12 protein-coding genes are annotated in these 13,515 nt (G+C 60.3%); 7 read left to right on the top strand and 5 right to left on the bottom strand.

From position 1 onward, the window contains the following. Nucleotides 1-46: 46 nt before the first annotated feature. From MHM37_RS12280 to MHM37_RS12270, 3 genes are all read right to left on the bottom strand, one after another. Nucleotides 47-868, bottom strand: a complete 822-nt coding sequence (locus MHM37_RS12280) for an IclR family transcriptional regulator (RefSeq protein ID WP_219863653.1) — start codon at nt 866-868, stop codon at nt 47-49. 142 nt (nt 869-1,010) lie between these two features. Then, a complete protein-coding gene (locus tag MHM37_RS12275; protein ID WP_219863655.1) occupies nt 1,011-2,219 on the bottom strand; it encodes a 3-oxoadipyl-CoA thiolase in 1,209 nt (402 codons plus the stop codon). Nucleotides 2,220-2,264: 45 nt separating this feature from the next. Next, nucleotides 2,265-3,797: a 3-hydroxyacyl-CoA dehydrogenase gene (locus MHM37_RS12270; RefSeq protein ID WP_219863657.1), complete on the bottom strand. Its 1,533-nt coding sequence runs from the start codon at nt 3,795-3,797 to the stop codon at nt 2,265-2,267. 193 nt (nt 3,798-3,990) lie between these two features. Between MHM37_RS12270 and MHM37_RS12265 the strand changes: the two genes are divergently transcribed. From MHM37_RS12265 to MHM37_RS12235, 7 genes are all read left to right on the top strand, one after another. Further along, nucleotides 3,991-5,142, top strand: a complete 1,152-nt coding sequence (locus MHM37_RS12265) for an acyl-CoA dehydrogenase family protein (RefSeq protein WP_153844029.1) — start codon at nt 3,991-3,993, stop codon at nt 5,140-5,142. Then, the gene (locus MHM37_RS12260) at nt 5,142-6,743 is read left to right on the top strand and encodes a class I adenylate-forming enzyme family protein (RefSeq protein WP_219863659.1); all 1,602 of its coding nucleotides are present in this window, start codon (nt 5,142-5,144) and stop codon (nt 6,741-6,743) included. The genes MHM37_RS12265 and MHM37_RS12260 overlap by 1 nt, the downstream gene beginning before the upstream one ends. Then, a complete protein-coding gene (locus MHM37_RS12255; RefSeq protein WP_139528498.1) occupies nt 6,740-7,210 on the top strand; it encodes a PaaI family thioesterase in 471 nt (156 codons plus the stop codon). The genes MHM37_RS12260 and MHM37_RS12255 overlap by 4 nt, the downstream gene beginning before the upstream one ends. Next, nucleotides 7,207-8,592: a hypothetical protein gene (locus MHM37_RS12250; RefSeq protein WP_219863661.1), complete on the top strand. Its 1,386-nt coding sequence runs from the start codon at nt 7,207-7,209 to the stop codon at nt 8,590-8,592. Before MHM37_RS12255 ends, MHM37_RS12250 begins: the two co-directional genes overlap by 4 nt. A gap of 131 nt (nt 8,593-8,723) precedes the next feature. Next, a complete protein-coding gene (locus MHM37_RS12245; RefSeq protein ID WP_219863663.1) occupies nt 8,724-9,473 on the top strand; it encodes an electron transfer flavoprotein subunit beta/FixA family protein in 750 nt (249 codons plus the stop codon). A 14-nt stretch (nt 9,474-9,487) separates the two neighbouring features. Continuing rightward, nucleotides 9,488-10,414 carry an FAD-binding protein gene (locus MHM37_RS12240; protein ID WP_219863666.1) on the top strand — a complete coding sequence of 309 codons (927 nt, stop codon included), beginning with the start codon at nt 9,488-9,490 and terminating at the stop codon, nt 10,412-10,414. 246 nt (nt 10,415-10,660) lie between these two features. After that, on the top strand, nt 10,661-11,620 hold the full coding sequence (locus MHM37_RS12235) for a nitronate monooxygenase family protein (protein WP_239296889.1): 960 nt from the start codon (nt 10,661-10,663) through the stop codon (nt 11,618-11,620). Here MHM37_RS12235 and MHM37_RS12230 read toward each other — a convergent pair. Together MHM37_RS12230 and MHM37_RS12225 are read right to left on the bottom strand one after the other, a co-directional pair. Then, nucleotides 11,602-12,381, bottom strand: coding sequence for an enoyl-CoA hydratase/isomerase family protein (locus MHM37_RS12230; protein ID WP_153843296.1), 780 nt, complete (start codon nt 12,379-12,381; stop codon nt 11,602-11,604). The two genes, MHM37_RS12235 and MHM37_RS12230, sit on opposite strands and share 19 nt — an antisense overlap. Before the next feature lie 10 nt (nt 12,382-12,391). Then, entirely contained in the window at nt 12,392-13,510 is a 1,119-nt protein-coding gene (locus MHM37_RS12225; RefSeq protein ID WP_239296890.1) for an acyl-CoA dehydrogenase, read from the bottom strand. Nucleotides 13,511-13,515 lie beyond the last annotated feature (5 nt).

The raw sequence follows: 13,515 nt of genomic DNA, 5'->3' as shown, positions 1-13,515 counted from the left end.
CATGATGCAATCAAACGAGCGTTAGTGAAAGGAAAGACGACGTTTCTTAACGTGACGCACGATACTTGGGCGCCAGCTCCTGCTTGATTTTGGCAGCTACCTCTTTGAGTCGAGGTCCAAGGTTATGGACCAGTCGGTCATGATCCAACCGCAGGCTAGAGCCGCCGCAGTTGATGGCCATCACTTCGGCACCATCCTCTAAAATGAGCGGCATGGCAACGGCGCTGATATCCCGCTGCCAATCCTGCTCGGAGAGGCAAAAGCCGTACTCGGCATAATCGCGCAGACTCTGCTCGATACCAGCCTGCAGGCGGGGCCAATCGCTGCCGTGAAAGGCAGCCAGCTCTTGCATCACCTGCTGGCGGCGCTCACCCGATAACCCGCACAGCCAAGCGCGGCCAATCGCTGACGTGGCAATCGGTAGGCGTGAGCCAACATCTAGCCGAATGATCAGCGGCCCGTGGCCGTGACAGGTTTCCAGATACACCATGTCGCTGCGGTCGGCACCGCCCAGGCTGACATTACAATCGGTGGCGTCGGCAAAGTGCTGTAAGTGGGGACGGGCAATTTCGCGAATGCCCATATTGGCCAGAAAGCGGTAGCCCAATGCCAGCACACCCGGCCCAAGGCGGTACTTCTCCAAATGGCGGTTATGTTGCAGGTAGCCTAATTGGGTCAGCGTATAGGTCAACCGAGACACCGTGGGGCGGGGGATTTGGGTACGATTCGAGAGCTCTGCATTGCCCAGGTACTCCTCACCCGTCCCAAAGGCACGGAGTAGTTCTAGCCCACGCGCGAGCGCGGTGACAAAGTTGCGATCTTTTTCCGGTGATTGCGGCTCATCGGCAGCGGCGTCGGTGGGTTCCATCAAGCGTCTCGGCTAATCAATCATTGAGTGGTAAGTATCGCATACCTGCGCTGGGGCGTTGCAAAGCGTGAAAAGGAAGCTTAGTCAACGCTTGGCCTGCGACGCTGTTTGGCAGCGCCGCTATGTTGGGCGGCTATCGCGGTTAGCGGTCCACACGCTCGATGATGGTCGCAATGCCCTGGCCAACGCCAATGCACATGGTGACTAACGCATAGCGGCCGCCGGTGGCTTCTAGCTGGCGCAGGGCGGTGAGGGCCAAGCGCGCCCCAGAGGCACCCAGCGGATGGCCAATGGCAATCGCGCCGCCGTTGGCATTCAAGCGCGGGTCGTCGGTGGAGAGCCCCAACTGTTGAACGCAGCCCAACACCTGGACGGCAAAGGCTTCGTTGATTTCAATCACGTCCATCTGGTCAAGCGAAAGGCCAGCCCGAGCCAGCGCTTTTTGCGAAGCGGGTACCGGCCCCAAGCCCATGACGCGTGGGGCAACGCCCGCCACGGCGCTGGCAACGATACGCGCTCGCGGCGCAAGCCCAGCCCGCTCGCCTGCCGCACGCGTGCCTACGATCAGCGCGACAGCCCCATCGTTCAAACCAGAGGCGTTGCCTGCGGTCACGACACCGCCTTCGAATAGAGCACCGAGTTTGGCCAGTTTCTCTTCGGTGCTTTCAGCTCGCGGGTGTTCATCTTTATCTACCAACCGCGGCGGCTGTTTGCGCCCTTGGGGTACTTCGACGCCAAACATTTCGCCGTCATAGAAGCCGTTTGCCAGCGCCTGGGCATAGCGCGCCTGCGAACGGGCGGCAAAGGCATCGCTGGCTTCGCGGCCAATGTTCAGGTCGTGGGCGATGTTGTCGGCAGTTTCCGGCATGCTGTGGCTGCCGTACTCTTTGGCGATCCAGGGGTTAGGGAAGCGCGATCCGATCACGGTATCGAACATCGGTTGATTGCGCGCGTAGGGGGAGTCGGCCTTGCCCAGCACGTAAGGCGCGCGGGACATGGACTCCACGCCGCCAGCCAAAAATAGCTCGCCCTCGCCTAAGCGAGCGGCGCGGGCGGCATCCATCATGGCGGCTAGGCCGCTGCCGCACAGGCGGTTGACGGTTTGGCCTGCCACCTCAATCGGCAGGCCCGCCAGCAGCGCCCCGTGACGCGCCACGTTACGGGAGTCTTCCCCCGCTTGGTTCGTACAGCCTGCCAACACTTCTTCATAGCTCTCTAAGGCAAACGGATTACGCGCTACCAGTGCTTTTAGCGTTAGCCCCAGTAGTTCATCCGGGCGAATGGGCGCCAGGCTGCCGCCATGGCGACCAAAAGGGGTGCGTAATCCGTCGTAAATATAGGCGTCTTGCATGGTTATTCTCCTGGTTCGGTAAGCCGTATTTGACACTGAGATGTGTCAGCCTCTTGGCCCGTCGGTCAGCGGCATACCCAGCGCGGCGCGGCGGCGCAGCCACGGGCTGGGGCGGTAGCGGGGGTCGCCGGTGGCCTCCAATAGGTTGTTCAAAATGGTCAGGATGCGCGAAGCGCCGTAGTGGTCGCCCATGTGCAGCGGTCCAAACGGGTAGCCCAAGCCAAGCTCCACCGCGCGATCGATGGTGGCGGGGGCTGCGACGCCTTGCTGAGCGATATCGGCGCCCACATTAACGATGCATGCCACCACCCGCTGCAGCACAAAGCCGGTGCTGTCTTGAAGCGTGCTGACCGGGGTGCCATCAGCATTTAATAGGCTGGCAGCGGCATCGATCAGATCGGGGCGGGTAATGGGGGAGGCCATCAGGCTGCGGCGTTTATCCAGCCCCGCCAGCATATCCACCGCGACGCACTGCTCGGCATTCAAGCCTTGGCGCAGCGCGCACTGAGTGGTGTCTTCGCCCAGCGGTGTCAGCAGGCACAGCGCCTCTGAAGAGGGCTGAGCCGCACTTTCTAGTGGCCAGCCCGCTGTGGTAACCAATTCGGCAAGCTGCGTGGCGCTACCCGGGTCGTCTTGGCTGATCCACACGGGGCAAGGTGGGGTCGACGCAATGGCGGGTTCTTCCGGCATCTGTTGCTGGCCATTCACGTAGCGATAAAAGCCTTCACCGGTTTTGCGTCCCAGCAAGCCTGCTGAGAGCCGCTGGCGGGTGAGGGGTGACGGGCGAAAGCGCGGCTCTTCGTAATATTGGTGGTACACCGACTCCATCACTGCATGGGAAACATCCAGGCCTGTCAGGTCCAGCAGGGTAAACGGCCCCATTCGAAAACCACCTTGATCCACCATGATGCGGTCGATGGTAGCGGGGTCGGCTACGCTCTCACTCAAAATGCGCAACGCTTCAGTACCGAAGGCGCGCCCGGCGTGATTGACCAGAAACCCGGGCGTGTCAGTGGCCTGGGCCGTGAAGTGGCCCATCGCAGTACCCAAGGCATCGACCCGCTGGGTGACATCGTAAGCGGTACGTAACCCCGGAATCACTTCGACGATTTTCATCAGCGGAACGGGATTGAAAAAGTGGAAGCCAATCACGCGCTCTGGGTGCTGGCAGGCCGCTGCAATGGCAGTAACGGAGAGTGAAGAGGTGTTGGTGGCCAGTACGGCATCCTGGCGAACGATGCTCTCTAAATCGTTAAACAGTCCCTGTTTGGCCTCCAGCTTCTCGATAATGGCTTCAACGACGATATCGCAGGGGGCGAGGGCCGCGAGGTCGCGTGCTTCGATCAATCGCTCCCCGTACTGCTCGGCTTGGGCTTGAGTAATACGCTGCTTGTCGGCGCTGCGCTGCCATAACCCATAAATAAAGGCAGTCGCTTCCGCCACCGCGCCGTCTTTGACATCGAATAGCATGACGTCGAGGCCTGCCTGCGCGGCGAGCTGGGCAATGCCTCTCCCCATGGCTCCCGTGCCGACGATACCAAGCGTTTTGAATGAATGGGCGACTGCGTCATAAGCCATAGGTCAACATCCTCGCTGCTAGTATTTTTATTCTGCATTGCAAAATAGCATTTCGTTTATTGACTGCCATCCTAGGCTATGCAAAAGTGCCTGACAAGAGAATGAACGCTAGTTTCGCCATGCAGAACTATGGCAGGCCTCACTGCCCGCGCGAACGCCAACCATAAAAATATCGTTGCCACCAGGAGCCGTTATGATCCGTGATCCCGAACTGTTGAATCAGTTGGTTGATACCATTGCCCGCTTCGTCCGGGAGCGTTTAATTCCCAATGAGGCGCGGCTGGCCGAAGAGGATGCAGTGCCCGCCGAAATTTTGTCGGAAATGAAGGAGATGGGGTTGTTTGGGCTATCCATTCCTGAAGAGTACGGCGGGTTAGGACTCACCATGGAAGAAGAGGCGTTGGTGGCCATGGAGATCGGCAAAACGTCTCCCGCGTTCCGCTCGGTATTCGGTACCAACAATGGCATCGGCGCTCAGGGGATTTTGATCGATGGCACTGACGAGCAGAAAGCCAAATACGTGCCGCGCTTGGCCACCGGCGAGATTCTCAGCTCGTTCTGCTTGACCGAACCGGACTCTGGCTCCGATGCGGCTAGCTTGCGCACCACCGCCGTGCGCGATGGCGACTACTACGTGTTGAATGGCACTAAGCGCTATATCACCAACGGCCCAGAAGCCGACCTGTTCACCGTGATGGCGCGTACCGACCCAGACAACAAAGGCGCGGGCGGTATCTCTGCTTTTATCGTCGAAGGCAGCACGCCGGGGCTGATCCGCGGCCCGGCGGATAACAAAATGGGCCAAAAGGGCGCACATACCTGCGACATCATCTTCGATAACTGTCGCGTACCGGCTGACAACATCATTGGCGGCAAAGAGGGACAAGGCTTTAAAACCGCCATGAAGGTGCTGGATCGTGGCCGCCTGCATATCTCTGCGGTGTGTGTGGGCGTGGCCGAGCGCTTGGTCGACGAGTCGCTGCGCTACACCATGGAGCGTAAGCAGTTCGGTGCGCCGCTGGCGGAGCATCAGCTGGTGCAGGCCATGCTGGCCGATAGCAAAACCGAAGCCTACGCAGGCAAAACCATGGTGATGGACGCCGCACGGCGCAAGGATGATGGCGAAAACGTCTCAACACTGGCCTCCTGCTGCAAGCTGTTCTGCGCCGAAATGGTCGGCCGCGTCGCGGATCGCGCCGTGCAGGTGCACGGCGGTGCGGGCTACATGTCAGAATACGCCGTCGAGCGCTTCTACCGGGACGTGCGTTTGTTCCGTATTTACGAAGGAACCACACAAATTCAGCAGCTGGTGATTGCCCGGAACATGGTGCGGGAGGCGTCCTAATGGCTCTGTCGGTCCCTTACCAAGCGCCAGACGAGATGATTTTTGGCCGTCAGGCCAGCGAGCTGTTAGCAGAACTCCCCGAGCGCTTGAGCACCCGCGTGCTGGAAAATGCGAAACGTTTAGCGGATCATCCCGCGCTGGTGGATGGCAGTATTCGCTGGAGCTACGCCGAACTGGGGCAAGAGGTCTACGCTGCCTGCGATTGGTTAGCCAATCTCGGCGTACGGCCCGGCGATCGTATCATGACGGTCAGTGAAAACTGTCGTGCCCTGGTGGTACTGCTGTTGGCCGCTAGTGAAATGGACGTTTGGGTCGCGATTGTCAATTCGCGACTCTCCGCTCAGGAAGTGGATTTGATCCAGGGCAACTGCCTACCGCGCCGGGTGTTTTACACCTGCGAAGCCTCTCAAGAGGCGAGCCAGCACTCCGAGCGCCATGCGGCCGATCGCTACCAGCATCCGCAGCTCGGCGGCCTAGCGATTTCACCGCTTTTCGAGAGCGAACCTGAGCCCGTTCACGCCAGTGGTGCCGAGCAGGTCGCCGCGATGATCTACACCTCAGGCACCACCGGCACACCGAAAGGCGTGATGCTCACCCATCGCGGCATTCTCTATATCGCTTCTATTTCTGGTGGCATGCGCCATCTGAGTGAAGGGCAGCGGGTGTACGGCGTGCTGCCCATGTCCCATGTGTTCGGCCTCTCATCGGTGTGTATGGGCTCGCTGTATAACGGCGCGTGCCTTTACACCGTGCCTCGCTTCGATGCGGCACAGCTGATGGCAACGCTCAAAGAGGAGCGCATTACCGTTCTTCAGGGCGTGCCCGCCATGTACGCTCGCGCCCTGGAGTATTTGAAGCGTGAGCAGCGTGCATTAGAAGCGCCCGCGCTTATCTATATGTCGGCAGGCGGCTCGCCGCTGGATAGCGATACCAAAACTCGCGTGGAAGCCGTCTTTGGGTTAACGCTTCATAATGGCTACGGCCTCACCGAAGCCAGCCCCACGATTAGCCAAACCCGCATCGATGATCGTCATCAGAGCAGCACCGTGGGCCGCGTGCTGCCGCTGTTGGAGTATCGGTTAGAGCCCTTAGGCAGCAGCGGCACGTCAGAAAAGGCAGGCGATGAGGTGGGCGAGCTATGGGTGCGTGGCCCCAATATTATGAAGGGCTACTTCCGCCAGCCGGACGCCACCCGCGCCACGTTAACGGAAGATGGCTGGCTCAATACCGGCGATATTGCCAAGCTGGATCACGATGATCAGCTCTATATCGTGGGTCGCAGTAAGGAGCTGATTATTCGCTCGGGTTTTAATATCTATCCGCCGGATGTGGAAGCGGTGATCAACGAGCACCCGGCGGTGACCTTAACCGCCGTGGTGGGGCGGCAGGTGGCAGGCAATGAGGAGGTGGTGGCGTTCGTACAGTGTGAGCCGGGCATCGACGTCGAGTTGGCAGAGCTCAAAGCCTTCATTGCCGAACGGCTGGCACCCTATAAGCGGCCTACCCAGATCGTCTTCATGGATGCGCTGCCTTCCACCGCCAGTGGTAAGATTCTCAAGGGTCGACTGCGCGACCTGGCCCAAGGGGAGAGCGCTTTATGAGCGGCGTAGACAGCAACGGTGGCTCAACCACACCCCAGGCGCTGATGGGCTATCACGAATTGCTGGGCATGCACGTCGTGGAGTGGGAAGAGGGGCGCGCGGTGGTGGAGCTCACCATCGAGCCCAAGCACCTGAACCGCAGCGGCAATGTACACGGCGGTGTGCTGGCCTCGATGCTGGATAGCGCCCTAAGCTTGGCGGGCCTGCACTGCGATGTGCCGGGGAATATTCGTCGCGGGATGACGCTATCACTAACGACCACCTTCGTGGGCCCTGCTCGGCAAGGCGTGTTGCGGGCGACGGGCACGCTGCGCGGCGGCGGGCAAAAAACCTTCATGACCAGCGGTGAGATCGTGGATGAACGGGGCAACCTTGTCGCTATGGGAGAAGGCTCTTTTCGTCGCCGTAGCGGCAGCGAATCCTCGCAAGGTACTCCCGACCCGCAGTTGAGGGAGCCTAGCGAGTGAGTCCAGCCCGTCTGCGGGTTTCCTGTTTGTTACTGGTAACGCTTGCCACGCTGATTCATTTGGTCGGTGGCAGCGTTGCGTGGCAAGCCGTAGGCGTTGTGGCGCTGCTGCTCTATTTGGCCACCCTAAAAGGTCAACTCACCCGTATGGCCAAGGGGCTGCTGTGTGCTGCCGGCGTTCTCACGCTGCTCGCGCTATGGCGCTCGCCAACCTCCGGCCAGCTGCTATTCGAGGCGAGTGGGCGTTTTGCCTTTTTTGCCACCTTCGTGGTGGCGCTCAGCATGCTGCGTTTACCTGCCTACCGCTCCCGCCTAGTGCGCCGCTGTGGGCAGAGCATGCTGTTGCAGCCCCCCAGCCGCCGTTATCCGATCCTATCGCTGGGCTCGGCGCTGTTCGGCATCATTCTGAACATTGGTGTGCTCAACCTGTTTGCCGCCATGATCGAAAAGAGCAATACCCTGAGCGCCGCCCAGGGCCGCACCTGGGTACAGCAGGCCCGCCAGCGACGTATGATGCTGGCGCTACTGCGTGGATTTTCGCTGGCACCACTGATCTCGCCCATGGGCATCGGGGTGGCTGTGGTGCTGTCCAGCCTTCCCCAGGTCACTTGGCCACAGTTGGCACCCTATATTCTAGGGGCCGCCGCACTGATTTTTATGGCGGGCTGGATGGTGGACTATGTCACCGGCCCGCATCCACCCGCCAATAAAACCTATGTCACTCCTTCGTTGCGCCCATTGGCGCAGTTTGGCTTTTTGCTAATCGGTATTGTCGCGCTGGTGTTTTCCATTGCGTGGCTGCTGGATGTACGACTACCCATTGCCGCGCTGCTTGGCGCGCCTAGCGGGGCGCTTTTATGGCTGGCTTGGCAGCGTCGCAGGCTAGGCTATGGTGGATTGCCTGCCGCCATAACGACGGTCCATCGTCAGCTCCCTTGGTTGCTGTCTCCCAGTGCCAATGAAATCGTGGTGCTGGGAGCGGCAGGCTATTTGGGGCATGTATGCGTAGGCTTGGTGGATACTCATCAACTGGCGCCGCTACTGGCAGTGCTTGGCCCGCTAGGCGCATTCAACGCGGTGTTGGCGATGCTGATGGTGGTGGGGCTCGCGCAAATAGGTGTCAATCCGATTGTCACGGTGACGTTGTTGGTTGGCCTGTTACCCACGCTGGGCATCGAGGGGCTGTCGCCTGCGCTGATCGGGGCATCGTTGATGGTGGGCTGGGCGCTGGCGCTGATGTCGTCGCCCATGACCGCGTCGATGCTAATTCTTTCGCGCTTTACCCGCGTGCCCGCCACCCGCATTGGCTACCGTTGGAATGGCCGCTTTTTGGTCACGGTGATCCCGCTGTTAGCGTTATGGTTTGGTTGGTCGCCATTCTAAGGCGGTAGGTAGCATGAAACGCTTGACCTTTAGCAGGCGTTTTTTTATTGTGATTTTATAAAGTGAAATATAGTTTTACTATGCGGAATATAAACTGAGAAGCTGATGGTTCAATCGCTGGAGCATGCCTTATGAAAATCCTCGTCGCGGTGAAACGCGTCATCGACTACAACGTCAAAATCCGCGTCAAAGCGGACCATTCCGATGTGGACCTTACCAACGTCAAAATGGCCATGAACCCCTTCTGCGAAATTGCCGTGGAAGAGGCGGTGCGCCTGAAAGAGAAGGGCGTGGCCACCGACGTCGTGGCCGTCACGGTCGGCCCCAAGGCCGCCCAAGAGCAGCTGCGCACCGCGCTGGCGCTAGGGGCCGACCGCGCCATCCACATTGAAACCGACGAGCGCGCCGAATCGCTGGCGGTGGCCAAGCTGCTGGCCAAGGTGGTGGACGACGAGCAGCCCGGTTTGGTGATTCTCGGTAAGCAAGCCATCGACACCGACAACAACCAGACCGGCCAGATGCTCGCCGCGCTGACCAACCTGCCGCAAGGCACGTTCGCGTCGGAAGTGGCCGTAGACGGCGACAAGGTCAACGTGACCCGTGAAATCGACGGCGGCTTGCAAACCGTTGCCCTCACGCTGCCCGCCATCGTCACCACCGACCTACGCCTCAACGAGCCGCGCTACGCCAAACTGCCGGACATCATGAAGGCCAAGAAAAAGCCGCTGGATGTCAAAACCCCCGCCGACTACGGCGTCGAGGTGGCCTCCAAGGTCACGCTGCTCAAAGTGGAATCCCCCGCCGAGCGCAAAGGCGGCATCAAAGTCGCCTCGGTGGACGAGCTGATCGACAAACTGAAAAACGAAGCCAAAGTGCTTTAAAAGGAGCTGATCTCATGAGCATTCTGGTACTTGCCGACCTGCATGAAGGTCAGTTAGCGGGCGCCACCGCCCACGTCGTCGCAGCGGCCCAAGCCATTGGGGGCGACATCGACGTGCTGGTGGCCGGTGAAGGCGTCCAGGCCGCCGCCGACGCGGCCGCCCAGCTCGACGGTGTGAGCAAAGTGCGCGTGGCGGACAACGCCGTGTACGCCCACCAGCTCGCCGAGCCCATGGGCGCGCTGCTGGTGGAGCTGGCGGGCGACTATACCCACGTACTGGCCAGCGCCTCCACCACGGGTAAGAACGTCCTGCCGCGCCTAGCGGCGCTGAAAGACGTCAGCCAGCTATCGGACGTGATTGGTGTCGACAGCGCCGATACCTTCCTGCGTCCGATCTACGCCGGTAACGCCATCGCGACGGTGAAAAGCGACGACGCGCTGAAAGTCATCACCGTGCGCACGACAGCGTTCGATGCGGTGGGCAGCGGCGGTAGCGCCACGGTAGAAGCGGTGGACGTGGTCGTCGACAACACCCAATCGCGCTTCGTCAAGCAAGAGCTGGCGCAGAGCGACCGCCCCGAACTCAGCGGCGCCAAGATCGTCATCTCCGGCGGCCGCGGCATGGGCAACGGCGAGAACTTCAAGCTGCTCGACGGCATTGCCGACAAGCTGGGGGCAGCCATCGGTGCGTCTCGCGCGGCGGTGGATGCCGGCTTCGTGCCCAACGACATGCAGGTCGGCCAGACCGGTAAGATCGTTGCGCCGGAGCTGTACATTGCGGTGGGTATTTCAGGCGCGATTCAACACTTGGCGGGCATGAAAGACTCCAAGGTGATCGTGGCGATCAACAAGGACGACGAAGCGCCGATCTTCCAGGTGGCCGATTACGGCCTGGTAGGGGATCTGTTCGAGATTCTGCCGGAGCTGGAAAGCAAGCTGTAAGTTTAGGAGGCTGTCCGGAATAGCCCTAGGCGGGGGCGCTGTCAACCCGTCCTTGGGCGCTACTTTCGCTTCTGACCGCCATGGATGGCGGGAATGCTGCTAACGTCAGGAACGTGTTACCTGCCCTGGCGAAAGACCCCCGCTATGGGCTGTTCCGGCCATGCCAACTATTTTGGCCATGCTTTAAAACCCCTTTTTTGGGGTTTTCACGCTGATGGGCTTCCAAACAATGATAATGAGCCACGTATGCTAACCCAACTGACTGCCTCCATGACGCTGCCGGTGATCGGCTCTCCCATGTTTATCGTTTCTGGCCCTGAGCTGGTGATTGCCCAGTGTCAGTCGGGCATCATTGGCGCGTTTCCTGCGCTGAACGCCAGGCCTGCGGAAGTGCTTCGGGAGTGGCTGCAGCAGATCACCGAGACGCTGGACGACTATAACGCTCAGCACCCGCAACAACCCGCCGCACCGTTTGCGGTGAACCAGATCGTGCACCCCACCAATGATCGCCTGGAGCACGATATAGCGCTATGCGCTGAGTTCAAGGTGCCTCTGATCATTACCAGCCTGCATGCGCCCAACCGAGTGGTCAAGCAAGTGCACGCTTATGGCGGCCTGGTGTTTCATGACGTGACCACGATCAGGCACGCCAAAAAAGCCATCGAGGCCGGGGTGGATGGGCTGATTTTGGTCTGCCATGGCGCAGGCGGCCATGCGGGGCGGCTCAACCCCTTCGCCTTTGTGGCGGAGGTTAGGCAGTTCTACGATGGCCCGCTGGTGCTGGCCGGGGCGATTACCAAAGGCGAGCAGATCGCCGCCGCTCAGGCGCTGGGCGTGGACATGGTGTATATGGGCACACGTTTCATTGCCACCCAGGAAGCCAATGCCCAACCGGCTTACAAGCAGATGGTACTGGAAGCCGCCGCGGGGGATATCGTCTACACCAATCTATTTACCGGCGTGCACGGTAACTACCTGCGCCAAAGCATCGAGCTGGCCGGGCTGGACCCAGAGGCACTGCCTGAGGGTGACAAAAACGCCATGCGCTATGGATCAGGCGGCAGCAGCAAAGCCAAAGCGTGGCGGGATATTTGGGGTGCCGGGCAAGGGGTGGGGGTTATTATCACACTGAACAGCGTGGCCGATGAGGTCGCCACGCTGCGAGCGGAATATCAGCAGGCACTAGATCACTTGCGGCGGCGTTGACGAAAGGCGGCCACGCGGGTGTGAAAATCCTCGGTGGCCTTACACGCATCCTGCAGCTCACCTTCGAGCGTGATGGTCTCGTCGAGCGTTAGATTCCCCGCTTGTCGCATGGCCCGCTTCGTTGCCCCCAGCGCTTGGGGGGATTGCGTCACCAACGCCTGTGCCAGCGCGCGGGCTTCGGCTAGCACCTGATCATCTTCCACCGCTCGGTTAGCCAGGCCCAGCGCCACGCAGCGCTCGGCATCTATTGGGGTAGCTAGCGCCGCCATCTCGAAGGCCTGGGCGTGGCCTAGTTTGCGCACTAAGTGCCAGCACGCACCGCCATCGGGAATCAAGCCAATATTGATAAAGGCCAGTTTCAGGTAAGCCGAGCGGCCCATGACTACCATGTCACTGGCCAACACGTAGGAAACACCAATCCCCGCAGCGGCACCGCTGACCGCCGCAATCACGGGTTTTTCCATCGTCATCATGCTGCGCAGTGCTGGAAGAAAAAGGGTGGCTAACCGTTCGCTGGCGGGCGCAGTAGTGGCCTTCTCGAATTCCGCTACATCGGCACCGGCACAAAAGGCGCTGCCTTCACCGCTGAGAATCACACAGCGCACCTTCGGGTCAGCTGCTACGTTGGCTAATCCCTCATTCAGCGCCAGGGCCGTAGGCTCGTTGAGGGCATTGCGCACCGCTGGGCGCGCAATGAATAGTTCGGCAATACCGCCTTCGGAGACGTTAACCCGCACTAAAGGCGTTGCTTCGCTGGTCATGCGCTGCTCCTTAAGCGGCGTCGAGCTGTTCGCTCACCGTCTCGAGGTGATAGTCGCTGTCGCCCAGGTAGTGATCGAACATCACCAGATGTTTGGCGTAGTGGGCCACGAAGCACTCGTCGGTCATGCCCATTCCACCATGCAGCTGGATGGCCTGTTCGGCGATAAAGCGCGCGGACTCGCCGCAGTACGCCTTGGCCGCGGCGATTTTATAGTCCCGCTCGTTAGCAGGCAGCGTGAGGCTGGTGGCGGCGAGAATCGCCATGGAGCGCGACTGCTCTAGGTGCAGGTGCATATCCACCATGCGATGCTGTAGGGACTGAAATGTGGCCAGCGGCAGGCCAAACTGCCTGCGTTCTTTCAAGTAGGCCAACGTTTGGTCGCAGGCGGTTTCCATGGCGCCGATGGCCTGGGCACACAGCGCGGCGCGGCCTAGCGCCAGCACCGCTGCCAGCGCGTCACCTGCGTCTTCGCTTAAGCAGTTCTCTAGCGGCAGCGTCACGTTATTCAGCGTCAGGTCACCGGCGTGCTGATCATCCATAGTGCGATAGGTGCGTACCGTGGTGCCTTGGGTATTGGCAGGCACGATGAACAGCCCGATCTTGCCGCTGGGCAGTTGGGCGTTGACCAGCGTGGCGGTGGCATTGTCTAGGTTGATGACCACATCTTTACACCCGTTAAGCTGCCACTGGCCCTCTTGCTGGCTCGCCTGGGTCGATATATCGAAGGCATCATAGCGGGCGTTTTGCTCTTGCCAAGCAAAAGCGAGCTGGTGTTCACCTTCCAACAGCGGAGCAAGCCAGCGCTCCTGCTGCGTGGGGTTGGCACATAGGGCGAGTAACTGACCGGGCATAACGAGGCCAAACAGGTAAGCTTCAGGAACCAATCCGCGTCCTAGCGCCTGCATAATAATCATCAGATCGGTGCCGTCGCCGCCTAGCCCGCCCACGTCTTCGCTAAACGGCATGTGCAGCAGGCCCAGCTCGGCAAAGGTGCGCCACAGCGGGCTGGCGCCTTTGGCGGGCGCTTCCAGCATGGCACGGCGCTGCTCGGGGGTGACCTGGTCGGCCACCAAGCGTGTCAGTGTCTCTTCGAGCATTCGCTGCTCGTCGGTAAGTGCAAAATCCATGGTGA

It is taken from the genome of Halomonas sp. MMH1-48, from assembly GCF_022348105.1.
GTDB lineage: Bacteria > Pseudomonadota > Gammaproteobacteria > Pseudomonadales > Halomonadaceae > Vreelandella > Vreelandella piezotolerans.
The sequence above is the reverse complement of the archived record's forward strand: the minus strand, read 5'-3'. Positions and strand labels throughout refer to the sequence as shown.